The sequence below is a fragment of the Microcystis aeruginosa FD4 genome, from assembly GCF_009792235.1.
In the GTDB taxonomy this organism is placed as follows: Bacteria; Cyanobacteriota; Cyanobacteriia; order Cyanobacteriales; family Microcystaceae; genus Microcystis; species Microcystis viridis.
In genome coordinates, this window is sequence record NZ_CP046973.1 from 2,811,503 (window position 1) to 2,835,703 (window position 24,201).

The window sequence follows — 24,201 nt, forward strand, 5'->3', positions numbered from 1 at the left end:
TTTACCTTAGCTGACAATAATTATAAATTTTTATTTCCCTTGAATTCCCTATTCTAAAAACAGAACTATCTTCCTGAATTAACCCCGTTCGTTCTCAGCCAACCCCTTTGATTGCTTGAGTATTTATACTTAATTTGTCCAACCAATTGTTTTTTTAGTGATCGCCTCTCCTCGAAAATAGTTATTTTGTACTATATTTCCCCTGCCAAAATCGGGGTTAATGCTCTATTTATTTCAAAATGAGAATTGCTGACTTCTTTGTCTTGGTCAGGATCAAGTAGGATAGATTGGATAGTTTCGGCGACTATAATCTTCTCAAAGCAACTATTGGCTCTAATTTAGCGGCACGATGAGCGGGAACAACACCGAAAATCAGACCGATGGCACTGGAAACTCCTAAAGCGAGAATTATCGCGGGGATTGAGACACTGGTAGTTAAAGCGGCAAAAATTCCCGCTAGATACATTCCTTGAATGCCGACAAAAATCCCGATAATTCCGCCAGTGGTGGCTAAAATCACCGATTCAATGAGAAATTGACCTTTTATATCCCCTTCTTTGGCTCCTAAAGCCTTTCTTAACCCGATTTCTTGGGTTCTTTCCGTGACTGACACCAGCATAATATTCATGACGCCGATTCCTCCGACAAAAAGGGAAATACTGGCGATCGAGGCTAACATTCTAGTTAAACTATCGTTAGTTTCTTTGGCCATTTCTAAGACTGCGGTTTGGGGGAAAATCTGCACATAATTCTCATCGCTGACCTGATGACGCATTTGCAGCAGGTTGCTAATCTGAAACTGGGCGGCTTTAATTTGGGCGGAGTTTTTGGCCAAGACAGAAATATGAGTTAGGGGAATGCCAAAGATAGCTCTGCGGCCTTGAACCTGATTAGACATGGTAGTTAGGGGAATTAAGGCTCGATCGTCCTGATTAGTCTCAAATAAGGAGCCTTTCGCCTGCAAAACTCCAATGACTTGAAAACTAAGATTGCCGATGCGAAGATTTTCGCCGACGGGATTGCGATTACCAAAGAGATTTTTAGCTAATTCCGATCCCAAGACTATCACGCGATTATCCCGTTTCAGGTCAGATTCCATAATAAATCTACCTTTAGATAGTTGACGGTTACGCACGTTTAGGTACTCGGCTCCCACCCCGATCAGGGGGCTATTACTGGTTCTATTACCGAAGGATAAGATTCTTGTACCGCTCAATTCGGGAGAAATGGCGGCAATGGCGGGAACTTGAGATGCGATCGCTTGAGCGTCTTCGTAGGTGAGGGGCCGGGGATTAGGAATTGTCCGCCGGACATTGCGCGAGGAGGTGGAAACAAATAAAACATTCGGACCGAGCGCTTCAAACTGCTCGATAGCAACTTTTTGCGCTCCTTCACCCACTCCCACTAGGGCAATGACGGAGGCGTTACCGATAGCAATTCCTAGCATGGTTAGACCACTACGCAGTTTATTGCCCATCAAAGCGGAAAAAGCCATTTTCAGGTTTTCGAGTATTTCCATGGTTAGTTACATTCAGTGATCAGTGATCAGTAAACAGTGATCAGTAAACAGTAAACAGTAAACAGTAAACAGTAATCAGTGAACAGTAAGTAGTCGGCAAAATTAATTTCCTAGTCGAGACTCCGAGACTCCGAGACTCCGAGACTCACAAGACAGCTATTAGGGATCGGATTTGAGTTTTCAGTTCACTGTTTACTGATCACAGCAGCAGTCTGACGGAGTAGTGGCTTAGATGTGTAATTAATTGTGCTTAGATACTTAAACAGTAAACAGGTATAAAGATAAAGATAAAGATAAAGATAACTAACGGCTCTTCTGGTTTCTGTGTGGCAACGAGGTCTATGCTGATAGAATATCCGCAAAATAGTCCTAAAAGTCTTGCCCAGTAAGTTCAATTCCATAAGCAAAAATTATCACACAAAGTCGAGAAGAGCCGATTTATTTGATCGTCGGGGGAACAATCCCTACTGCCACCACCCGGCATTAAAACAAGCGGAAAAGGGAATCCGAGAGAAATTCTACCTCGATCGCCCCGCAGCGGGAATTCCCTTCGATAACGGCTAATTCTCGCCAGTAGAAGCACCTCTAACCCCTAATCCCTCACTGAATCGCCTGTTTTAAACTATGGCAGAATTCTTCGAGGGATTTTAACCCATCGCTGGGGGAATTATCGGCCAGACGTTTAACCATGGCACTGCCGACAATTACCGCATCAGCCCCCCAGTTTTTGACCTGTAGTGCCTGTGTCGGGTCAGAAATGCCAAATCCTACCCCCACGGGTTTATCGGTGACAGAACGAATAGAATCGAGCAATTCCTCCACTCTGGTGGCCACTTGGTTCCGCATTCCCGTCACTCCCGTGACACTAACCAGATAAATAAAACCTTGCGATTGCAGGGCGATCGCTTGTAGGCGTTCGCGGGGACTGGTAGGCGCTACCAATAAAATCACTTCAATTCCCTTAGCAGCAGCTGGTTGCAGCAGACTTTCCGCTTCCTCTAGGGGTAAATCAGGAACCACCAAACCACTCACCCCAGCTGCTTTAATTTGGTCTAAAAAGACATCTATCCCGCGATGATAGATCGGATTATAGTAAGTAAAGAGAATAATGGGAGCCTTCACCTCTCCCTGGGCATTTTTGACAATTTCTAGCACATCTTCCAACTTGACACCCCGATTTAAAGCGCGGGTGGCTGCCGCTTGAATCACCGGACCATCCGCAAGAGGATCGGAATAGGGAACCCCCAACTCGATCAGATCGGCCCCTGCCCGGTCTAAAATACGTAAAGCTTGGGCAGTAGTGGACAAATCGGGATCACCGGCAGTAATAAAGGGAATCAAGGCACAATTGCCCTGGGAACGAAGATAACGAAAACACTCGGAAACAGCAGTCATCGAAAATTACTGAAGACATAAAGCACCTTCTATTATCTCATGGCGGGGAATAGCTCATTGCCGGTCGCTACAAGCTCAGGTAAAGAATTTTTCAAGTAATACTCAAGGAATATTGACAAAATGGCGATCAAGGGTACAATAGGCGCAGTCTGGTAGTTTTGAGAAAATCTCTTGTATAAACTGGTTTTCATTCCGCTTTTTCCGGTACAAAATAGGACTACTGCCCGATCGGGTTTCGTATAATCAAACACCATATATCTATGTTTTCCATTTACATTCTCACCCATAACGAAGAAATTGATATTGCCGCCTGTGTGGAGTCGGCACTTCTATCCGATGATGTGATTGTGGTTGACTCCTACAGTAGCGATCGCACTGTAGAGATCGCTTCTCGTTATCCAGTGTGCGTGATTCAGCATCAATTCGAGAGTCATGGTAGACAAAGAACTTGGATGTTAGAAAATATCGAGACTAAATACGATTGGGTTTATATTCTCGAAGCAGATGAAAGGATGACACCCCAACTCTACGCAGAATGTCTGCGTGCCACTCAACAGACAGAATTTACTGGTTTTTATGTGGCCGAAAGAGTTATGTTTATGGGGACGTGGATCCGTCGCAGCACCCAGTATCCTCGTTACCAAATGCGTCTATTTAGAAAAGATCAAGTCTGGTTTAGCGATTATGGTCACACGGAAAGGGAAGAATGTCGAGGAAAAACCTCTTTTTTACAGGAAACCTATCCCCACTACACCTGTAGTAAAGGTTTAAGTCGTTGGATTGAAAAACATAATCGTTACTCTACCGATGAAGCGGCAGAAACCCTACATCAGTTGGCTAATGGTGGTGTTAGTTGGAAAAATTTATTTTTTGGTAAAACCGAAGTAGATAGACGGAGAGCTTTAAAAGATTTATCTCTACGATTGCCTTTTCGTCCCTTGCTTCGTTGGTTTTATATGTATTTTATCTTGGCAGGAATTCTCGATGGTAAAGCTGGTTTTGCTTGGTGTACTCTGCAAGCTTTTTATGAGTATTTGATCCTCTTAAAAGTGGCGGAAATGAAACAGGGTTTACCCACTCCCCCCGAAGTCAGAAATCCTTTTCATCCCCCGCAAAATGGTGACAATCTTAATTCCCATAGGTCTGACTTCGTCTCCCTAAAAGGAAAAGCCGATTAACATTTAACTAGGGTTGGCTGAATAATGGTAAAACCCTTTTAAAATAAGGCTTTTGACCTGTTAAAATCCGATGTTCATGCTGCGAAAATCGGATTGGGACTCTCAAAAACCTGGCATTATCCTTCTTTTAGTACAAAATTGGTACAAAAAGAGAGGGGAACAAAGCCTGAAACGACCGGCTACTGACGACCGACGACCGACTCCTAACCCCACCAACAAACTTTTTCAGCAGACCCTAACTATTATTAATCAGTCAGCAATTACCTAACAACAAGCTAGAGACAAAAAGCAATCCTGAGCCTTTTTTTTATTAGCTGTGACATCAATTTCACGGACACCTCGAAAAATCGAAAGATTTTCTAAAAACCAGAGACATAGGGAGCAAAAAGCCTTTAACTAGGGTTGGCTGAATAAATCTAAAAACCTTGTTGGATAAGGCTTTTAGACTTTTTTCCCCTCAAAAAGTGCTGACCATTGGAGTGATCGGGGGTAAAATTCAGGCACTTTTTCCCTGAAAATTAGGTAACTGACTACCTCAAAATCGGTAAAACCCTACACCCTACACCCCACACCCCACACCCTGCCCCCACTAACAAACTTTTTGCCGCAAACCCTAACTAGAGGGGAGAGTCCTTATGACCAGACGAAAATGGTAAAAAGACAGGGGAGAGTCAAAAAACGCCAGTCAAGGCTAGAAGATCGCCAAGACAAGTTATACTTTAGACGTTGATAATCTGAGATTTATTAAACTTCTGAAATCGGAGAGTAAGCAAGGAATCCAGTTCTTTTTTATGTTTCAGATGGGCATCATTCAGACATTCATAAATAGCTGAAGAAAAGTCAGGAAAGTTTTCATAATATTGACCAGACAAACATTTCTTTTTGACCAATTTACACCGCCTTTCAATTAAATTTAGATTAGGCGAATAAGACGGCAGATAGAGTAACTCTATTGACAAAGAAAGAGCCAATTCCTCAACAATTTTACATTTTTGATAGCGGGCATTATCTAATACTAGAGTAATGGGAATATTTAGTCCTAAAGCAGCTATTTTTGACCGGAGTTCACAGACTTGCTGTAATATAAGTGTCATTTGTTACCAGAATAACTTCATGAGTTATTGCATTTAATGCTCCTCAAACATTAAAGCATTTACGCCCGTTCGGGGACTTAACGAAAAGTCTCTCAAAACACCAATACCGAGAAAAGCTCCCATAACCAAGGGAGCGGCATCAACAAAAAAAACAGCCCTTTTTCCTTCTTTAGCCTCATTTAGTCTGGGTTCTAGCTTTTTTTCTTTGTAGTCTTCTTGTTCATCCTGGTCAGCTTTAGAAGGCAGAGAACCTACTTTTAAACATTTCATTCCCAGGGATTTTAAGAATTTACTCACTTGGGGAGGACTTCGTTTTATTCCCGTCAATTCTTCTCTCCTATATACAACTTCATTTATTGTGGCTGGTGGATTTTTCTCCAAATATTTTTTGAGCGTTTCTCTTTGAGACTCTAATTCACGTTTAGGACGATAGAAGTTGATTTATTTTAATTTTTCTATTCCGCCTTCTTGAGCATCTCGAAGATAAATTAGTCAGGTATTTGGCGAGATTCCCACTAACTGACAAATTTTTGGTTGCGGTATCTTTTGACTCTTTAACCAAAGAACTTCCATCTTAAGTTGAACCCGGGGATGAGGATGATGAAATCTTTCCTAATACAGTGAGTTCTTTTCTTCCTCCGTGAATTTTAGGTTAATCATGTTTTTAATGAGTGCTTTGCTTCTAATTATGACTCTTAAACTATATTATTGTCTTTGAGTCAAAAATGCAAGTTATAGCCGTGCAAAGTATAGCTAGTTAACGTCCCGTTAATTTCACTACCCCAATGCCCCCAAAGTATAGACCTAATACCGCCCCTGCTAACAGGGATTGGGTGAGAGGATCTGTGGAAGGGGTTAAAATAGCGCCTAAAATCACCGCCCCTAAAACCACGAAACGCCAACCCGATAACATCGTTTGCGAGGAAATAATGCCTAAAAAGCTCAAAATCAATTGAATAACGGGAATTTGAAAGGCGATGCCAGTACTAAAAAGTAAAAGTAAGACAAATTCAAAATAGCGCTCGATCGACCAAGCTTGTTCGACCACTTCCGCCCCATAATTGACAAAAAAGTTTAAAGCGGCGGGAATCAGGGCAATATAGGCAAAAAATAAACCAGCAAAAAATAAAACACTCGATCCTAAGACTACCGGGACAATTAAACGCCGTTCGCGACGGGTTAACCCCGGCAGCACAAAGAGGATAATTTGCAAGAGAATGACCGGACTAGCCACCAGTAGGCCGCTATATCCAGCTACTTTTAGGGAGACGAAAAAAAATTCTCCCGGGGCCAACTGCAAAAATTTTACCCCTTGGGCAGGAACTTCCAGCACTTGTACTAGGGGTTTAACGAAGATAAAACATCCCACCGCACCTACAGCCACGGCAATTAAACTATAAAAAATCCGGCGCCGCAACTCCTCCAAGTGGTCAAATAAGGACATTTCCACTTCTCCTGGTAACTCATCGAGGAATTCAGGACTGTCTGGGGGTGGGGTTTTTACTTCTGTCGATGACATGGCTTTGGCTCGATCGTTCTCTACTCAAGCCTTTATCCTAGCATTGATAACCCTTAGCCTTGAATCAGTTATCAGTTATCAATTACCAGTTATCAGATGTGAGTTTTTAGTGGACAGTCTTAATCAGGGGTCATTGATCAGATAAGAGAAGAGAATTTGACACTCCCATCGCACTCATGCGAGGGATTCTTGGTTCAACGAGTTTTCTTAATCTGACAGGACTTGTCCAACCAAATCAGAGGAAATCTCTCCCCAAGCTTGAGTTCCGGTATGCCCTACCGTACTTAGTCCCTTTTTGAGAATATTGATAGCGGCGTTAATATCTCTATCTTCTACATAGCCACAATGGGGACAAACATGGGTTCTCGTAGATAGAGATTTAGGGACTTTTTGATCACAATTAGAACAGTTTTGACTCGTGTTATGGGGGGCTACTGCTACCGTAGCCTTACCATATTTAAAACCAAAATATTCTAACCATTGCCGAAAAGTTGACCAAGCCACATCATTGATAGATTTAGCTAGTCTAGAGTTTTTTACCATGCCTTTAACATTTAAGTTTTCGTAGGCGATGAAATCGTTAGATTTAATGACGCGCAATGCCTCTTTTGCGACAAAGCCTTTACGTTGCCTACTTACTCTTAAATGCTTTCTAGCATACCTCTTTCTAGCCTTTTGGTAGTTGTTTGATTGGGGTTGACCTTTTCTAAACTTTTTAGATTTTTTACGATTCAGACGGTTTAATCTTTTTTCTGCCTGGCGATAGTATTGGGGTATTTCTACCGTTTCCCCATCGCTGTTAGCGTAGAAAACTTTTAAACCTACATCCAATCCCACACATCTTTTTGTTGGTTCTAGGGGTTTCGCATATTCCCGAATATCAACGCTTAGACAGAATTGGACATAATAACCATCCGCTCGTTTAACAATCCTAACTCGTTTAATTTGGTCGATAGGGTAAAAGTTTAAGTCTCTAGTTCCTTTTAGTTTAACTGTGCCAATATTTTTCTTATCTGTGAAAGTTATTTTCTTTCTATCCTCCGATAGTTTCCAACCAGAGTTTTTGTATTCCACAGAACGATTATTTTTCTGAAACTTAGGATAACCCTTTTTACCTTTTATTTTTTTCTTACAATTGTCATAGAAACGAGCAATAGCTGACCAGGCGCGTTCGGCTGATGCTTGTCTAGCCGTAGAATTTAGAGTATCGACAAACTTGAACTGAATGGCCGCGAACTGCACAATATTTATTGAGAGAATATTTATCGATTTTGTCTTCTCTCTTGGCATCCATCCAAAGCCTTAATGCTTTGTTTCTGATGAATTGTACTGTACGAATAGCCTCATCAATGGCAGAACACTGACTCGGTTTGACCACAGCTTTCATTTCTAAGACAATCATTGTTTATCGACCTCAAACAACTATTTTTATGCTAACGCATCCGCACAAAATTGTCAAGGATTCAATCGTGCTTCGTGTCACTGAGCCTTTACATTGAGCAGCCCGAGTGAGCCTCGCCGAACTCCTGTCGAAATGTGTTGAAGTGCTTTTTTATACTGGTCGGGTTTCATCCCGTCAGTGAAACTGAGGGTCTTCACCCGACACTTAAGATAAAGTGAGCAGGATTAAATGGCAGTTTTCTGCGGTCTTTTCACTGATTACTGCTTACTGTTTACTGATCACTGAAAAAAGCTCCCACTCCCTAATCTCCTCAAAAAAATTTGCTATGATATAGAAACTGGTTTAGTATTTGGTAAAAATAACCATAAATCCCACCGTGTTCACAACTGTTCAACCCGCAAATCGATCGAGCTTACCTGATGACCTATTTACAGCTATTAAAGAGCTTAAACGGGAATTAAACGCCGTTATTTTGGCTCACTACTATCAAAATTCTGACATACAGGATATAGCTGATTATATTGGTGATTCTCTAGGTTTATCCCAACAGGCTGCCCAAACGCCAGCAGATGTGATTATATTTGCGGGGGTTCACTTCATGGCAGAAACAGCTAAAATCTTAAATCCAGATAAGTTGGTATTGCTGCCGGATTTAGATGCAGGATGTTCTTTAGCTGATAGTTGTCATCCTGAAGATTTTGCTCGTTTTAAAGCCCAATCTCCCGATCATATCGTGATTTCCTATATCAATTGCAGTGCAGAAATTAAGGCCATGAGTGATATTATCTGCACCAGTTCCAACGCAGTCAAAATAGTGAATCAAATTCCTGTCCATCAACCGATTATCTTCGCTCCTGATCGCAATTTAGGCCGTTACGTCAGTCAGCAAACTGGTAGAGATTTAGTTCTCTGGCAGGGTAGTTGTATTGTCCATGAAACTTTTTCCGAACGCAAGATAATAGAATTAAAAGTTGCCCATCCAGAAGCAAAAATTATCGCCCATCCTGAGTGTGAACCATCGGTTTTAGTCCATGCCGATTATATTGGTTCCACGACGGCACTATTAAATTATTCCCTGAAAAGTTCCGAAAAAACCTTTATTGTCGCCACAGAACCAGGGATTATTCACCAGATGCAAAAATCCGCCCCAGAGAAAGTATTTATACCCGCACCAGCTTTAAATAACTGTGCTTGTAATGAGTGTCCCTACATGAGACTGAACACTCTCGAAAAATTGTATCTGTGTATGCGAGATAGAACTCCAGAAATTACTATTTCTGAAGATTTAAGAGTTAAGGCACTGTTGCCGATTCAAAGAATGTTAGAAATGTCTTAATCAGTTATAGTGCGCCTAAATGATATGTAAACTAGAATGCCGACAACAATCCCGAAATATTTTAGAATAAAAGGAAGACAAATATAAGTGTTTGGAGAATCAAATGGAAGCAGAACTTCAAATTCTCGAAGAGTTCATCAAAACTAATCCCGATTCCCGGGAACTGAAAAGAGCCTTAGGGGTTAAGCTGGCTTTGTCGGGATACGCTTATAGAGCAATTCAAGAAATTATTGGAGTGACCCCCGGATTCATTGCTAAATGGAAAAAGGAATTTATTTCAGCAGGAATTGAGGGGATTATCTTGAAGTATAAAGGTTCGAGACCCTATCTAAATGCCGAGGAAAAACAAGAATTAATTCAATGGATTATCAACCAGAGTCACTGGGATATTTGGGAGCTAGAAACTTATGTACTAGAAACTTATGAGGTTGTGTTTAAATCGAGACAGAGCTACTACCAATTGCTAAAAGAAGCGAGAATTAGCTGGCCAAAGGCGGAACAAGTAAACCCGAAAAAAGATGCAGAAGAGGTAAAAAAAAAGAATGAAGAAATCAGTCAATTATTGGAGAGCAAAAAAGAGGAGATTCAGTCGGGAAAGCTTGCGGTGTACTTGCTTGATGAATGTCATTTGGTCTGGAAAGATGTTCTAGGTCATCTCTGGAACTTTATTAAAGAAAGACTAAAAGAAGGTCAAAATCCCTCAGAGTTACCCGAAAGAACTTTGGTAAAAATTAAGAATGAAAAAGAGAGACAAACTTATTATGGAGCTTTAAATTTAGTGGAAAAAGAATTTATTTTAGCTCCTTACAAAGCAGGAAATGGAGAGAATACAGTAGATTTTTTGAAAAAACTAATTCAAAGCAACCCTGGGCGAAAAATACTGATTATTTGGGATGGAGCTTCCTATCATTCGGGAGAAGAGATGATCAAATTCCTTACTGAACAAAATCAGGGTTTATCCCCAGAAGATTGGCAGATTACCTGTCATAAATTTGCCCGATACGCTCCCGAAGAAAATCCAGTAGAAGCAATTTGGCTACAGTTAAAAAATCTTTTGAGAAGATTTTATTGGTTGGCCAAAAATTTTCGAGTGGTTAAACGCTTGTTCGAGTTTTTTGCCAAATTTCAATTATTTAATTTTCCTAACCTTAAGAAATACGATGCTTTTTCACAATTCATTTAGGTGCGCTATATCAGTTATCAGATAAGTGGGTGGGTGGAATTAAATATAAGATGAACGGCTCTTCGTTACTCTTTATGCTAAATCAACATACAAGATGCCAAGATAACATACTTCTAACCCAAAAATTCCGAAAGTTTCTAAAGCCATAGCCTCTCCGTTTTATTAGTTTAAGTTTATTATTGATTCCCTCGACCACCCCATTCGTTGTCCTTTGCTCGAAATAACTAATGATTTCTCCAAACCAGTTTCGGATTGTTTGACAACTCTTGGTAAAAACACTGGAGGATTTTGCCAACCATTCTGAGATAGATAGCATTCCCTCTGTCGGATTCTCTGAGGTTTCATAAATCTTTCTAAATTCTTCCTTTAATTCCTGCATCTTTTTCAAACTTGGTCAATTTTCTTTGATAGCTTCTAGTTTGAGTTTTTGGGGTTCCGTTAAATTTTCTTCATTTTTTAACCGACTATATTTACTTCGCTTTAAAACTTCTAGCTTCGCTTCTTTTTCCGCTTTCTGTTTTTTATTTTTCTGCGCTTCTACCGCTCTTTTTTCTGCTCTTCTCTGTTCGTCTAACTCTTGATTAATTTGTTTCATTACATGGAATCTATCGGCGACTACCTCGGCCGATGGTATCAATTCTTTCACCAAATTTTTATAGGGCAACCAAAGGTCTATGCTGACTTCTTCAATTTGCTCTAACACCTCTTTTCCCCATCCCGTAAGCGTTTCCCTCAATTCTTCTTGTGTTCGCTTCTCTAGAATAGCTATTAGTTTTCCCGTATCTAAATTTACTAAAACCGCACAATAATTTTTTTGTCCTTTGACTAGAGCGATTTCGTCAATTCCTAGTCTTTTTAATTTCGATAGGTCTGTCTCTGTAATTTCTTCAGCTATGTCCTCTATCATTCTTTGAATCTCTTCTTCCGTTACGTCATTTCTTCGGCTAACATTTAAAATATCTCCTTCTTTTAATTGTTCGAGTATATTCTCGGCTAGTCTTTTCGTATAGGTTCGTTTCTTGGCGACAAAATCTAACTCTTCACTAAAGGGTTTTCGACAATTATTGCACTTAAATTGACGACGATTAACTTGTAGGTACACTGGTTGTCCTGAGATTGGTAAATCTTTGACTAAATGTCGATGATTTTGGTGTAGTTTATCGCTCTCTAACCCACAATGAGGACAGGTGGCTTTTTGATTTTTCGATTCGATTCGGCAAACTATACCGATATTTTCTAGGTGTAGATAGCCTTGAATAGACGTTCCTTTTAGGTTCAAAAATTTGTCAAGCATCATAAGTAAAATACTCGGGTTTTTGGCTATTATATCAAATCTTAACTCAATTGTCTATCTTTTGGTATTAACCTATTTGTGCCGTAAGTGTCTCCCTGTATAGATTTCAGCTACTTTTAGGCGTAGGCACTCTCATCGAATTTTATTTTAAGTTAATTATTTGCATAACAATTACCGAAGAGCCAGATGAACGTAGGTTGGGCTTCGGCCGTGAGCTTTTGCCGAACGGTTGAAGCATGAAACCCAACGCCCGCATCGGTTACGAAGTGCGCTAACCCATCCTACAAATAATTGTGCCTCCCTACTTATGAGTTTTGGCTCTTCGTTGCTCTTTATGCTAAATCAACAGACAAGATGCCAAGACAACATACTTCTAACCCAAAAATTCCGAAAAGTTGGTAGAGCAAGTTTCTTTGTTCTATGTTAAGATGTCTAGGGCTTCGTTTTTGGGTTTGATTTGTTGTTGTATTGATCAGACAGTACCTGATGAGCCTTTCTCTGTCAACTCTTGAGGAGTCGTGCGTTTCATTTTTGAATTGGCGAACTATAATTGTTGTCTTTGAGTAAAAAATGCAAGTTATAGCCGTGCAAAGTATATTAGCCGTCCTAGGAGATAGGAGACAGGAGTGGGGAGAGGGATGTGGGAAGTGGGAAGTGTGGAGACCACTTCGTGCGCGTTGCGGGGGGAAAAGGAGGAAGGGAAGCTTGACGGAGTAGCGGCTGATGGCTGATGGCTAAAAAGCTGATAAAATTTGACGGCTGAAAACTAATTAAGCCAGAAAGCTAGAGATTGATTCTAGATTGAGTAACAAAGTGAAATATTTTTTCTTAACGGCAGGTTGGACAATAGGACGAGTGTGGGAATTTGGCGGTTTATGGGATCATGCGAGTAGTTGGCGACGACCACCGCAGATAGAGAGATTAAATATCGGTATTTTAGAGGGAGAACAGGTTTTATGGCTTTATAAGGTGGAAGAAGCCGTGATTATGGTAGAAGTTGCCCCCAAGAGTGCCGAAATTGCCGATACTGTCCCCACCATCGGGCAAGTGGTGCTAAAACGCTTGATTAGTGCCGAACAAGTCCTCGAAATCCTGCAAAATGCCGAAGAATTGCTGAGGAAGTAATCAGTGATCAGTGATCAGTGATTACTGATCAGTTATCAGATGTGAGTTTTCAGTGAGTGGTATTAAGTGAGGAGCATTAAATAGCATTAACAGTGCTGTCTTTTCACTGATTACTGATTACTGTTTACTGATCACTGAAAAAAGCTCCCCACACCCCACACCCCACACCCTGATCTGGACTATTCTGGCGGAAGACCGATCGCAAAGACTTGAAATCTGTTCTAACAATAGTTACACTTCTTTAGAATAGATACACTTTTCAAGGGATAATGTAGGTCGGCTAACTCTTGCACTTAACCGTCGAGATTGTTGGGCTTATATTTTGACCCTGAATATAAAAAGCGTCTAAGTGGACACTAAATTGTCAATAGGAGGAGCGTAGTCAATGGGACTACCTTGGTATCGAGTACACACAGTCGTTCTCAACGACCCGGGCCGTTTAATTTCCGTTCACCTGATGCACACCGCACTGGTAGCGGGTTGGGCTGGCTCCATGGCCCTCTATGAGCTGGCTATTTTTGACCCCAGTGACCCCGTATTAAACCCGATGTGGCGGCAAGGAATGTTCGTGCTGCCCTTCATGGCCCGTTTAGGTGTCACCGGTTCTTGGGGTGGCTGGAGCGTCACCGGCGAAACTGGTGTTGACCCCGGTTTCTGGTCTTTTGAAGGCGTTGCCGCCGCTCACATCGTCTTATCCGGTCTGCTATTCCTAGCGGCGGTTTGGCACTGGGTTTTCTGGGATTTAGAATTATTTATCGATCCCCGCACGGGCGAATCTGCCCTCGATTTGCCGAAAATGTTCGGTATTCACCTGTTCTTATCCGGTTTACTTTGCTTTGGTTTCGGTGCTTTCCATCAAACAGGCCTTTGGGGTCCCGGGATGTGGGTTTCCGATGCCTACGGTTTAACCGGTCATGTGCAGCCCGTAGCTCCCGAATGGGGACCTGCTGGTTTTAACCCCTTTAACCCCGGGGGTGTGGTAGCTCACCACATTGCTGCGGGTATCGTCGGGATTATCGCCGGTTTATTCCATTTAACCGTTCGTCCCCCCGAAAGACTCTATAAAGCCCTGAGAATGGGTAATATCGAAACGGTGCTTTCTAGCAGTATCGCGGCCGTTTTCTTTGCCGCTTTCGTCGTGGCTGGAACCATGTGGTACGGTAATGCTACCACGCCGATCGAACTCTTTGGCCCGACCCGTTACCAATGGGATAAGGGCTATTTCCAAGAAGAAATTGAGCGTCGCGTCGAGGCCAGCATCGCCAATGGGGCCACCATCGCCGAAGCTTACCAAGCAATCCCCGAAAAACTGGCTTTCTATGATTATGTCGGTAATAGCCCCGCTAAAGGTGGTTTATTCCGTACTGGTGCCATGGATAGCGGTGACGGTATCGCTAAATCTTGGTTAGGACACCCTGTGTTCAAAGATGGCGAAGGTCGCGTCCTTAGCGTGCGTCGGATGCCTAACTTCTTTGAAACCTTCCCCGTTGTCCTGACTGACTCGGAAGGTATCGTTCGCGCTGATATTCCTTTCCGTCGTGCGGAATCGAAACTGAGTATCGAACAAAGTGGTGTTACCGTTTCTTTCTACGGTGGCGCTCTCGATGGTCAGGTCTTCAGCGATCCTGCTGATGTGAAGAAATTTGCCCGTAAAGCGCAACTCGGTGAAGCTTTTGAGTTTGACACTGAAACCCTGAAGTCTGACGGGGTATTCCGCACTTCTCCGAGAGGTTGGTTTACTTTCGGTCATGCTGTCTTTGCTTTACTATTCTTCTTCGGTCACATCTGGCACGGTTCTCGTACCATCTACCGCGACGTATTCGCTGGGGTAGATCCCGATCTGGAAGAACAAGTGGAATTCGGTTTATTCCAAAAATTGGGTGATCTTAGCACTCGTAAACAAGAAGTTTAGTTTTAGCTAAATCATCCATATAACTAAAGGAGTCAAGTCTTTGACTCCTTTTTTTGTTAATCACACTATTAAAAACGGATTTATCCTAAATCAGCAGAAAACGGGTTTCTCCGAGAAACCCGTTTTCTGTGCGTTACTCAACGGATTTGGTATTAGTATAAAGTTCGATCGAGCTTTACTTTAAACTGAATACTGAAAAAACCGCTAGTTATAGAAAGAACTAGCGGCTTTTTGCCTGGGGGAAATTACCCGTATATGGAATTACATAGAGGAACCTAAACCGGCGTAAGCTCCGTAGAAGAAAAGACCAACCACGGCGATAACGCCTAGACCGGCGATGGTGGCGACTAACCACAAAGGAATACGACCTTCTGCGAACATGAATAACACCTCCTAATTGCGATGAGAATAAATCGGGACTAATTAGTTAAAGAAATAGCTGGAAAATAAAATTCCCAAGACAGCAACTAGGAGTAAACCTAGGTAAAGAGAAGTACGATTTAACTCGACAGCTTGCCGATTCGGATTAGGTGTTCTTTCCATAATTGTTCTCCTAGCGTTGAATAAACTGCATTGCCGCAATTGCACCGATAAAGAAGACAGTGGGAACCGCTAAGGTATGAACTGCCAACCAGCGAACGGTGAAAATGGGGTAAGAAATGGGTTGATTGGGATTACCACTAGCCATTGTTTTTATCCTTAATTAAAGTAAACTACTGATTAAACTGCTCGATTTGATTTTTGGCCTCAAAGCGATCATTAATGATCGGTAATTCTTGACGCTCTTGAGTGTAATACTCATCGGGACGGGGAGTGCCAAAAACATCGTAAGCTAAACCGGTACTCACGAATAACCAACCTGCGATAAAGAGCATGGGGATGGTGATGCTATGGATAATCCAGTAACGAATACTGGTAACGATATCGCCAAAAGGACGTTCGCCGGTACTACCTGACATGGACGGTTCTCCTCGGAATGATAGGACTTGAAAAATTCAATCTCTATAATAGAGACTTTCTTGACCCTGACACAAGTTTTAGGCCGGTTCGCTAGGGGGATTATATTTCAGTAAAACCCCATTTTGTCCCAAGACAAAACCCTTGTCGGAATTGATAAAAACAATTCGATAGAGATTGGAGGGGACACTTTCCACAGCGCGATTCTTTTTGCCAAGATTGGCCGCTGTCATGACTGACCAAGAGATTGCCGCTACCACCAGCGACCCAAATTTCTTCGGGGGTGCGGTAGTTGAGGTCCAAAAGTCCCCAACTGGTGGAAAATTCGGGGAATACCTTATCTTCCCATGTATCGAGATCATTGGGGCTAGTAAATTGTAGTTGACCACCCCGGGCCAGGGCCCACAGTTCCCCATTTTCACCATAACCGACTTTTTGTAAGCGGCGGGAGGAAAGACGATTGTGGGGTTGCCATTCTGTTGACCCCGGTTCCCAAGTGGAATAAAAGTTCCCGCGTGCGGAAACGGCCACGTATTTACCATCATGGGAACGAACAATTGTCCGGGCCACACCCACAGCACCTTCCACTAAAGCTTGCCAAGTTTTGCCCCCGTCTTTGGTGCGGTAGATAGCGCCTAAATCCGTGACCATTTCGGCGGTTTTGTCGTTCAGGGCGATAATTCCGTAGGGAGAACCGGGTAATTTTTCACTTAAGGGGATACGGGACCAGCTGCTGCCCCCGTCTTCGCTATGGAGAAGAATTGAGGGTTTACCGACAATCCAACCCTCTTGGTTGTGGAAACTGACGGCGCTAAAGCTAACTTTTTCGTCGCCAAGGTTGAGGACTTTTTGCTGCCAGTTGTCCCCCCCATCGCTGGTTTCAAAGAGGGTAGATTTGGTTCCCACTAACCAACCATGCTGCAGGTCGTCGGTAAAGGCGATATCGGCAAAAGTGGAGTCAGTGTCGAGGGTGAGGATTTGCCAAGGACTATTGCTCAGGGATGGCACACTACTACAGCTAAAGCAGAAAAAGGCTACAGCTAGAAATATTACGAATTGTTTCAGTTTTCTCATCAATGGTTCAGAGGTATTGGTCAAGGAATCGGGACGGATTAAGGTTTGTACCCGATGGGTTACAGGCTCATAAGAGCCGTTAGATTTAAAGATAATGAGTGCTTGAGTTAGTTTAAACCATATAAACTAATAAAGAAAACAAATCCTAGCGCTAAAGCCCCGAAAATCAAAATATTTTTTTGTGCGGGAGTGAGACGGTTGACTCCAAAACCATAGCTAAGATTTTCTTGGAATCCCGAAGGAGCATCTTTAGCTCCAATGTTGATAAATTGGGAACGACGCACACCACACACGGGACAGCGCCACGTTTCTGGCAATTCCTCGAAGGGGGTTCCAGCGGGAGTGTTGGTTTTACTATCTCCCTTGCTGGGGTCGTAAACATAGCCGCAGGAGCGACATTCATAGTTGGCAGGGGCCTGGTCGGCTAGAGTTAGTTCTGGTGGGCGATCGCTCATGACTAAGATTAAAGGAATTTTCAACACTCTGTTACAAATTATCCTTGAAAATTGACCCCTCTCACGGGCAAGCCCTGACAGAATACCAAGTTTTCAAGTCTTAAAAGGATTAGCGAGGCAGCATATCGGCTTTAAAAAAGTAAGATTAATCTATTAGGGCTTAAATGTCTATTAAAACTTTATTAAGTTTATATTTGGATTATTTACCCTGATTTTGGTACTCAAATTTATTCCGAAAAATTGAGAAATTTTAGGCAGGGAAGAAATCAGAGGTGAGAAATCACACCTCTAACCGATTATTCTCGACTAAATTGACTAAATCCCCGGCTTAATTTCTTCTTAGAGGCGAGAGTGAAGCTAAATTACTTGTCTCCACCTGTCATATTGAATAAATTTAATCACTTTTAGCGATCGCTTTTATATTTTGGCATAAATGGGCTGCTCCCTCTCTGTTCCCGAAAACGAAAACTTCGCAGCTCACCATTAAGATAACTGCTATCAACCTTATATTATAGGTATATAATCAACCTTAACTAAAAAGAGAGTAAAAATTGTGTTCAACCAGCTTGATTGGAATCCTGCCTACTCAATTGAAACCCTAGAACCAAATACGGTATTTTTTCTATCTGAGCGAGAATCAATCTGTTTTCAAGAGCCGCTTTATTATCGTTTGGTAAGATTAATTGATGGTCAACGTAATCTTGATGAAATTATTGATATTCTTCAGTTAGAATTTTTACAAAATCAAGAAATCAATCCCAATAATCCTAATTTGTTTGCAGTTATTATTAATTATAGTCTGGCAATTCAAAAAGCGATTTTTCAGTTATATAAACGAGGGTTTTTGTTAGAAAAAAAAGAATTATTGCCGTCTAATTTAGCAATTTTATGCCATCATCTTCAGGTTTCTCTATCCCAAGCTTTTGAACGATTACAATCTCTTAAGGTTACGGTTAAAAGCCTAGGCTCAATTCCCCAGCAAGATTTGATCAATATTTTGAATTCCTTGCAAGTTCAAGTCGCAGATGAAGGAGATTTAACCATTATTTTAACCGATAATTATCTTCATCCTGATTTAGATAGTATTAATCAACAAGCTTTAGTCTCACAAAAGCCTTGGTTATTAGTTAATCCCCTGGGAAATCTAGCATGGATTGGTCCCTTATTTGATCCCGATAAAACTGGTTGTTGGCATTGTTTGGCTCAACGATTACGAGATAATCGTCCCGTGGAGGAATTTATCATTAGACAGAGAGAAAATAAGATTTCTTTAATTTCTCCTTTAGGGTTTTCTTCGGCGACAATACAGACGGTTTTAAATATGACGGCTATGGAGATTTTTAAGTGGATTATTCAAGGTAAAAATCAACGTTTAGAAGGAATAATAATGACTTATGATACTTTAAATTTACAATTTCAAGAGCATATTTTAGTTAAACGTCTGAACTGTCCTAGTTGTGGATATTCTCTAAATAAAACACCTTTACCCGTGGTTTTAGGACATCGAAAAAAGGCGTTTACCAGTGATGGGGGACATCGTTTTTGTTCTCCTGAAGAAACCCTAAGAACCTATCAACATCTTATCAGTCCTATTACGGGAATTGTGCGAGAATTAAATAAGATTCCTGGGAATACTTTAGTTCATACTTATGTAGCGAAACATCATTTTCGCGGCCTGTTTGATGATTTAGCCAGTTTACGGCAAAATATTGGAGGTAGAAGTGCGGGAAAAGGCCGTACAGATAGTCAAGCAAAAGCAAGTGGATTTTGTGAAGCTATTGAGCGCTATTCGGGAGTTTTTCAAGGGAATGAAATCAGAGAAAAAGCCAGCTATCAAGCGTTAGGAGATAAAGCTATTCATCCGAATAATTGTATGAATTTTAGTGAAAAACAATATCAACATCGAGAAGAATGGAATGCGAAGAATCAAGGATGGTTTCAAAAAGTGCCTGAACCTTTTGATGAAACTAGAATCATTGATTGGACTCCTGTATGGTCTTTAACTGCTCAAGATTTTAAGTATTTACCGACAGGATATTGTTACTATGGTTATTCTCAATCTGAACCCTTAGATTGTTGGGCAGATTCTAATGGCTGCGCCGCAGGAAATACGATAGAAGAAGCGATTTTACAAGGATTTATGGAGTTAGTGGAACGAGATTGTGTGGCCTTATGGTGGTATAATCAATTAGTTAAACATTCCGTTAATTTAGAGAGCTTTGATGAGCCATATTTTGAGCAATTAAAGCAATATTATGAGGTGTTAAATAGGGAGCTATGGGTGTTAGATATTACCAGTGATTTGAATATCCCTTGTTTTGCTGCTATTAGTCCGATAAAAGAGCGGGAAGTGGAAGATATTTTATTAGGATATGGGGCGCATTTTGACCCGAAAATTGCCATTAGTAGAGCGTTAACGGAGGTTAATCAAATCTTACCGAATGTGTTATCTTTTAAGGAAGATGGGACAACGATTTATAATCCTTCTGCGGATCCTTTGGCGGTTAAATGGTGGCAAACCGCAAGGTTAAGCAATCAATCTTATTTAGTTCCCGATAGTAAGATAATACCGAAAAAAAGCAGTGATTATTTACAATTAGCCAGTGATGATTTATTAGAAGATGTTAAATTGTGTCAGCGAATTGTTGAGTCAAAGGGGATGGAAATGTTAGTATTAGATCAGACTCGTCCCGATATTGGTTTAAGGGTAGCTAAGGTAATTATCCCCGGAATGCGTCATATGTGGAAGCGTTTAGGGGCAGGAAGATTGTATGATGTTCCTGTTAGCATGGGATGGTTAAAAGAAGCTTTAACCGAAGATGAATTAAATCCTTTTCCCATGTGGATGTAAATTTTTAGGGTTATTAGAGTGTTGGGTTTCGTTGCCTCAATCCAACCTACACTCGTCGGTGATCGCACTGTGTTTGTTAACTCTCGTCGTTATTTAGTCCCAGAATCTTAGTTATTCTGGACTTAAACGTACCTGTAGGGGCAAACCCCCTGTGGTTGCCCCCGTGTTGCCCCTGTAGCGCACTAAGGGACTTCCAGAGAATAAAATACCCAACAAAAAAATAGAAAAGTGTTTTTTTGAAAAAGTAATTATTTTTGTCTAGGAAAACAAAGAGTCTCCCATTACAACCTATTTTTCCGAAAAAATAGCAGCATAAACTTTTATACTTCCGAGCTTTTTCGAGTATAACAAGGACAAGTTAAAGAATCAAATACAGTTTTTAGCTAACCATCTTAGTTAACTACAAACTAGGTCTTATCATAATAAATATCAATAAACCATTGCCCCAAATCGGGAAAGTCTTGATTCGTTGATTCTGTGAGACGTTCGATTTTTTCTTCGATTTTTTCCCTGGCTTTTTTAGTAAGCTTTACTCCTTTTTCATAAGTTTCAGTAATCAACTTAACAATCGGGTGTTTTCCTTTCCAAGTCATAGTTTGGGCGAATTTCAAAGCGGTTTCGATTTCATCTAAAATACTCCCATTCCAAGGGTTTTCTAACACAGCCCAGGTTCGTTCAATAGGATTATATTTACTATGGTAAGGGGGATAGTAAGCCAAACGTATATTAACTTGATATTTTTGGGAAAACTCAACTATACGTTTCATGAACTGAGTTCGTCTCGAATTATTTTCTGATCCATTATCTTGATTAATTATCAAAGTTTTATTTTTCTCAAAACGAGATTTTTCAGATTCCCAGAAATCCTCTAATATATCAACAATAAAGTCACTGGTGACTGTGGAGGTAGTGAAATACAAAAACAACTCATCAAATTCTGGAATAAATATTCCGTAAGGGGTTAGGGTTGTTTTCGGATTAAAATCATGATCGTTTGTTTCGACAGTTATTCTATTTTTACCTCCTCGATCCAACAGTCCAATATTAACACGGGCTTTGGCATCTAAACTAAGACGTAACATCGTAGGGTCTTCATCCGCTTCCCGATTAATGTTAGCTAATTCCTCACAGATTGCCTCGGTTTCTGGAATTTTTTTTGAGGTAAAACTTTAGCGACTCTTTTCAGACGATAACCTAAGTTATTTAATTTAACCCGAATAGTTTCCTCGCTCGGTAAATCCTCATCACTGTACCCATATTTAGAGATTAATTGCTTTCGGACTTCGGCCGCACTCAGTCTCACATAAAGCCTTTGGCTTTTAAAACTTGGGTCAGTTTGGCTTTGAGAATCCACTAAACTTTTGATGTTTTCCAAGAGAAAAGGTAAATGTTCTTCTGCTTTTTTCCGCCCCTTAGCTGAATGATTATCAACACAAATAATGCCTCTTTTTAGTTCTTTAATTCCTTGACGAATAGTAGTTCGATTCCAGCCTAACTCCTGGGGAGCAAGTCAAAGCTGAAGAACAAATAAACTACTTGACAAAAGCATCAATTGGGTATGGGATAGAGAAAAGAGTGGGGAAAAGACAAAAATGACTCCAGAGCAACAACAAGAACTTAACCAACATATTCAAGCGATAGCCAAGATTCTTCATCAGGAAGCTGAGGCTGAAAAAATCCAAACTTTAGAGGGAATAGAGACGACAATAAGAGAACAGACCTGAAAATATATAACTCCGAAACTAGGATTTTTTTTGGTCACAAAAACGACAGGAACTCAAGCCGGGAGACCGAGAAAAATAAAAAGCATCATCGGAGAATTATGCCTGACAGAAAAACAAGCAATCCGTTTAAATATTCCTCGTAATAACCAAATTAGTCCTTACTTAGAACGCTGTTGTTTAAGAGCTAGTGCCAATGTTTCTTATGAAAATGCCGCCAGAGATATTCAATTTTATACAGGGATGAAGGTCTCGGCTAGGACTCAACAACGATTAGTCCATCGCCACCAATTTGCCGAAGAAGAATCAGGAAACCCCGTTCAAGAAATTAGTCTAGATGGAGGAAAAGTGCGCTTAAGAACCGAAACTAAGGGAGAGGCTTGTATCTGGAAAGATTATAAAGCAATCTGTGTTGATACTTTCCTAAGAAAAGCTTGGTTTGGAGAGAATGAATCGTTAATATATTGGGTTAATCAACAACCTTTATCTGACCCCCTTACCTGTTTGGGAGACGGACATCCCGGTATTTGGAAAATTGTGAAAAACTGGGATTGTCCAGGAGAAAAAAGAGAAATACTTGACTGGTTTCATTTGGTAGAAAATCTTCATAAAGTCGGCGGTTCAGTGAAGAGATTGAAAAAAGCAGAAAGTTGATTATGGCAGGGCAAAATTGAGGAAACAATAGCATTAATCTCTCCTTTAAAAAACGAACGAGCTGAAAATTTCTGTCGTTATTTAGAGATTCATCGTCATCGAATTGTTAATTATAATTACTATCAACAAGAAGAGATTTGCTCTATTGCTTCGGGAGCCGTTGAATCCACGGTTAAACAGATTGACCGACGACTGAAAATTTCTGGAGCCCAGTGCAATGAAGAAAATATCCCTCAAGTGCTTAAACACCGCTGTGCTTACCTAAATAACAGTCTTTAGCTATTGAATAGTATTTATGTTCTGACAAAACTGACTTGCTCCCTAACTCCTGTGCAGCAAGGGTTTGTCCCCCATAGCCTAATTCTAAGACTGTTTGCGCCATGAATCTTCTTTTAGCTGCACCTTTTAATTGAAGTGCAGTTTCACTGAGCAATTTCTTGAGGGAATCAGTTAATTCCATATACACTTACAAAGAAAAACTTGATTAATAATGTACAGGATTAATTCTACTACAAAATTGGAAGGAGGGGGCAACCATCGATCCCTACCTCCCACACTCCGAGAATGATTATTATTCTTGAGAATGAATAGTTTATTTTTTGGAAGTCCCCTAGGGTAGTTTCTCCTAAGCAAAAACAAGTAATTAATTTAGAGCCAGAATTCATTAAAAAACAAGATGGGCATCAAAAACAAGACTGTGAAAATGCGGTCGTTAAAAGATGGTTAAATAAGAATCATAAAAATAAGTATGGTTATCCTGTAACTCTTTTAGGAGACGACTTATATTCTCACGAACCTGTTTGTGAATTAGCGGTAAAACAAGGTTATAGTTTTATTTTTGTTTGTTTAGAAACGTCGCATAAAACTTTATATGAATGGCTAGAATTTTTAGAAAAAAGTGGCGAAGTTACGACCGTTGAAAAGAAACAATGGGATGGACGAAAAAATCTAATTTATCGTTATCGTTATGCTTCTAGAGTTCCCTTAAGAGAGGGGGACTCAAGTCTCGAAGTTAATTGGTGTGAAGTGACTGTTATTAATGAGAAAACCCAGAAAACTATCTACCAAAATAATTGGATAACTAATCATAAAATCACGGAAAATAATGTCGAAGAAATTGTCAAGGCTGGGCGCGGCAGATGGAAAGTTGAAAATGAAGGCAATAACGTTCTTAAAAATCACGGTTATAATTTAGAGCATAACTTTGGTCATGGTCAGAATCATTTGTGCGAGTTCTTATTGTCTTTGAATTTACTAGCTTTTTTATTTCATACCGTTTTGGATTTAGTTAATTACACCTATCAAAAGATTCGTGAGCTATTAGTAACTCGGACTTCTTTCTTTAATGATATTCGTACCCTATTAAAATTTATTTGGTTTAAGAATTGGTCGGAATTTTTCTTATTTATTCTCACCGAATATGTCCCATTGAAAAAAGTAAATTCTAGTTGAAAATGTCACATCTCTTGAAGGAGAAAAAGAAAGTTATTTATAAAAAAAACTAAAAATTTTGTTAGAATTTTATCCAGATT

Annotated in this window: 17 protein-coding genes and 8 pseudogenes; 10 read left to right on the forward strand and 15 right to left on the reverse strand. The window is 40.6% G+C overall.

All coding sequences use genetic code 11. The features are described from left to right. Positions 1 to 304 precede the first annotated feature (304 nt). On the reverse strand, positions 305 to 1,519 hold the full coding sequence (locus tag GQR42_RS14285) for an ABC transporter permease (RefSeq protein ID WP_158200465.1): 1,215 nt from the start codon (positions 1,517 to 1,519) through the stop codon (positions 305 to 307). A 378-nt stretch (positions 1,520 to 1,897) separates the two neighbouring features. Here GQR42_RS14285 and GQR42_RS14290 point away from each other — a divergent pair, with 378 nt between their 5' ends. Beyond that, positions 1,898 to 2,083: a hypothetical protein gene (locus tag GQR42_RS14290; RefSeq protein ID WP_158200466.1), complete on the forward strand. Its 186-nt coding sequence runs from the start codon at positions 1,898 to 1,900 to the stop codon at positions 2,081 to 2,083. 36 nt (positions 2,084 to 2,119) lie between these two features. On the opposite strand, the gene trpA is transcribed toward GQR42_RS14290, so the two are convergent. Continuing rightward, the gene (gene trpA, locus GQR42_RS14295; protein ID WP_158200467.1) at positions 2,120 to 2,914 is read right to left on the reverse strand and encodes a tryptophan synthase subunit alpha; all 795 of its coding nucleotides are present in this window, start codon (positions 2,912 to 2,914) and stop codon (positions 2,120 to 2,122) included. 260 nt (positions 2,915 to 3,174) lie between these two features. Here trpA and GQR42_RS14300 point away from each other — a divergent pair, with 260 nt between their 5' ends. Both GQR42_RS14300 and GQR42_RS14305 read left to right on the forward strand, forming a co-directional pair. Then, positions 3,175 to 4,092 (forward strand): glycosyltransferase family 2 protein, encoded by a 918-nt coding sequence (locus tag GQR42_RS14300; RefSeq protein WP_158200468.1) that lies wholly within the window; start codon positions 3,175 to 3,177, stop codon positions 4,090 to 4,092. A gap of 70 nt (positions 4,093 to 4,162) precedes the next feature. Further along, positions 4,163 to 4,360: a hypothetical protein gene (locus GQR42_RS14305; RefSeq protein WP_158200469.1), complete on the forward strand. Its 198-nt coding sequence runs from the start codon at positions 4,163 to 4,165 to the stop codon at positions 4,358 to 4,360. A 451-nt stretch (positions 4,361 to 4,811) separates the two neighbouring features. Here GQR42_RS14305 and GQR42_RS14310 read toward each other — a convergent pair. From GQR42_RS14310 to GQR42_RS14320, 3 genes and pseudogenes are all read right to left on the reverse strand, one after another. Then, positions 4,812 to 5,846, reverse strand: a pseudogene (locus GQR42_RS14310) (IS630 family transposase). Between the two features lie 97 nt (positions 5,847 to 5,943). Beyond that, positions 5,944 to 6,705 (reverse strand): twin-arginine translocase subunit TatC, encoded by a 762-nt coding sequence (gene tatC / locus GQR42_RS14315; RefSeq protein WP_158200470.1) that lies wholly within the window; start codon positions 6,703 to 6,705, stop codon positions 5,944 to 5,946. Positions 6,706 to 6,899: 194 nt separating this feature from the next. Next, positions 6,900 to 8,107: pseudogene (locus GQR42_RS14320) on the reverse strand (RNA-guided endonuclease InsQ/TnpB family protein). Between the two features lie 376 nt (positions 8,108 to 8,483). On the opposite strand from GQR42_RS14320, the gene nadA reads away from it, so the two are divergent. Next, positions 8,484 to 9,443 carry a quinolinate synthase NadA gene (gene nadA, locus GQR42_RS14325; RefSeq protein WP_158200471.1) on the forward strand — a complete coding sequence of 320 codons (960 nt, stop codon included), beginning with the start codon at positions 8,484 to 8,486 and terminating at the stop codon, positions 9,441 to 9,443. Between the two features lie 103 nt (positions 9,444 to 9,546). Continuing rightward, positions 9,547 to 10,626: an IS630 family transposase gene (locus GQR42_RS14330; protein ID WP_158198637.1), complete on the forward strand. Its 1,080-nt coding sequence runs from the start codon at positions 9,547 to 9,549 to the stop codon at positions 10,624 to 10,626. An 82-nt stretch (positions 10,627 to 10,708) separates the two neighbouring features. On the opposite strand, the pseudogene GQR42_RS14335 reads toward GQR42_RS14330, so the two are convergent. Then, positions 10,709 to 11,923, reverse strand: a pseudogene (locus tag GQR42_RS14335) (ISL3 family transposase). An 810-nt stretch (positions 11,924 to 12,733) separates the two neighbouring features. Between GQR42_RS14335 and GQR42_RS14340 the strand changes: the two are divergent. Both GQR42_RS14340 and psbB read left to right on the forward strand, forming a co-directional pair. Continuing rightward, entirely contained in the window at positions 12,734 to 13,045 is a 312-nt protein-coding gene (locus GQR42_RS14340) for a hypothetical protein (protein ID WP_002749272.1), read from the forward strand. A gap of 385 nt (positions 13,046 to 13,430) precedes the next feature. Next, positions 13,431 to 14,957, forward strand: coding sequence for a photosystem II chlorophyll-binding protein CP47 (gene psbB / locus GQR42_RS14345; protein ID WP_149986009.1), 1,527 nt, complete (start codon positions 13,431 to 13,433; stop codon positions 14,955 to 14,957). 261 nt (positions 14,958 to 15,218) lie between these two features. Here psbB and GQR42_RS14350 read toward each other — a convergent pair whose 3' ends face one another. The 7 genes and pseudogenes from GQR42_RS14350 to GQR42_RS14375 form a co-directional block, all read right to left on the reverse strand. After that, entirely contained in the window at positions 15,219 to 15,338 is a 120-nt protein-coding gene (locus tag GQR42_RS14350) for a photosystem II reaction center protein J (RefSeq protein ID WP_043995402.1), read from the reverse strand. 42 nt (positions 15,339 to 15,380) lie between these two features. Then, positions 15,381 to 15,500 (reverse strand): photosystem II reaction center protein L, encoded by a 120-nt coding sequence (locus tag GQR42_RS14355; protein ID WP_002735805.1) that lies wholly within the window; start codon positions 15,498 to 15,500, stop codon positions 15,381 to 15,383. 10 nt (positions 15,501 to 15,510) lie between these two features. Next, positions 15,511 to 15,645, reverse strand: a complete 135-nt coding sequence (psbF, locus tag GQR42_RS14360; RefSeq protein ID WP_002736175.1) for a cytochrome b559 subunit beta — start codon at positions 15,643 to 15,645, stop codon at positions 15,511 to 15,513. 25 nt (positions 15,646 to 15,670) lie between these two features. After that, positions 15,671 to 15,916, reverse strand: a complete 246-nt coding sequence (gene psbE, locus GQR42_RS14365) for a cytochrome b559 subunit alpha (RefSeq protein ID WP_002749269.1) — start codon at positions 15,914 to 15,916, stop codon at positions 15,671 to 15,673. A gap of 78 nt (positions 15,917 to 15,994) precedes the next feature. Continuing rightward, on the reverse strand, positions 15,995 to 16,147 hold the full coding sequence (locus tag GQR42_RS28825) for a YCF48-related protein (protein WP_233271017.1): 153 nt from the start codon (positions 16,145 to 16,147) through the stop codon (positions 15,995 to 15,997). Next, positions 16,098 to 16,988 (reverse strand): annotated as a pseudogene (locus GQR42_RS14370) (photosynthesis system II assembly factor Ycf48); the annotation flags it as partial. The pseudogene GQR42_RS14370 and the gene GQR42_RS28825, both read right to left, overlap by 50 nt. Before the next feature lie 107 nt (positions 16,989 to 17,095). After that, the gene (locus tag GQR42_RS14375; protein WP_002757647.1) at positions 17,096 to 17,443 is read right to left on the reverse strand and encodes a rubredoxin; all 348 of its coding nucleotides are present in this window, start codon (positions 17,441 to 17,443) and stop codon (positions 17,096 to 17,098) included. A gap of 553 nt (positions 17,444 to 17,996) precedes the next feature. On the opposite strand from GQR42_RS14375, the gene GQR42_RS14380 reads away from it, so the two are divergent. Further along, positions 17,997 to 20,294 (forward strand): TOMM precursor leader peptide-binding protein, encoded by a 2,298-nt coding sequence (locus GQR42_RS14380; RefSeq protein ID WP_158200472.1) that lies wholly within the window; start codon positions 17,997 to 17,999, stop codon positions 20,292 to 20,294. A gap of 407 nt (positions 20,295 to 20,701) precedes the next feature. Here GQR42_RS14380 and GQR42_RS14385 read toward each other — a convergent pair. Continuing rightward, a pseudogene (locus tag GQR42_RS14385) lies at positions 20,702 to 21,804 on the reverse strand (ISAzo13 family transposase); the annotation flags it as partial. A gap of 82 nt (positions 21,805 to 21,886) precedes the next feature. On the opposite strand from GQR42_RS14385, the pseudogene GQR42_RS14390 reads away from it, so the two are divergent. Beyond that, positions 21,887 to 22,948, forward strand: a pseudogene (locus GQR42_RS14390) (ISKra4-like element ISMae42 family transposase). A 40-nt stretch (positions 22,949 to 22,988) separates the two neighbouring features. Here GQR42_RS14390 and GQR42_RS14395 read toward each other — a convergent pair. Continuing rightward, positions 22,989 to 23,129 (reverse strand): annotated as a pseudogene (locus GQR42_RS14395) (ISAzo13-like element ISMae28 family transposase); the annotation flags it as partial. A 146-nt stretch (positions 23,130 to 23,275) separates the two neighbouring features. Here GQR42_RS14395 and GQR42_RS14400 point away from each other — a divergent pair. Continuing rightward, a pseudogene (locus tag GQR42_RS14400) lies at positions 23,276 to 24,035 on the forward strand (ISNCY family transposase); the annotation flags it as partial. Positions 24,036 to 24,201 lie beyond the last annotated feature (166 nt).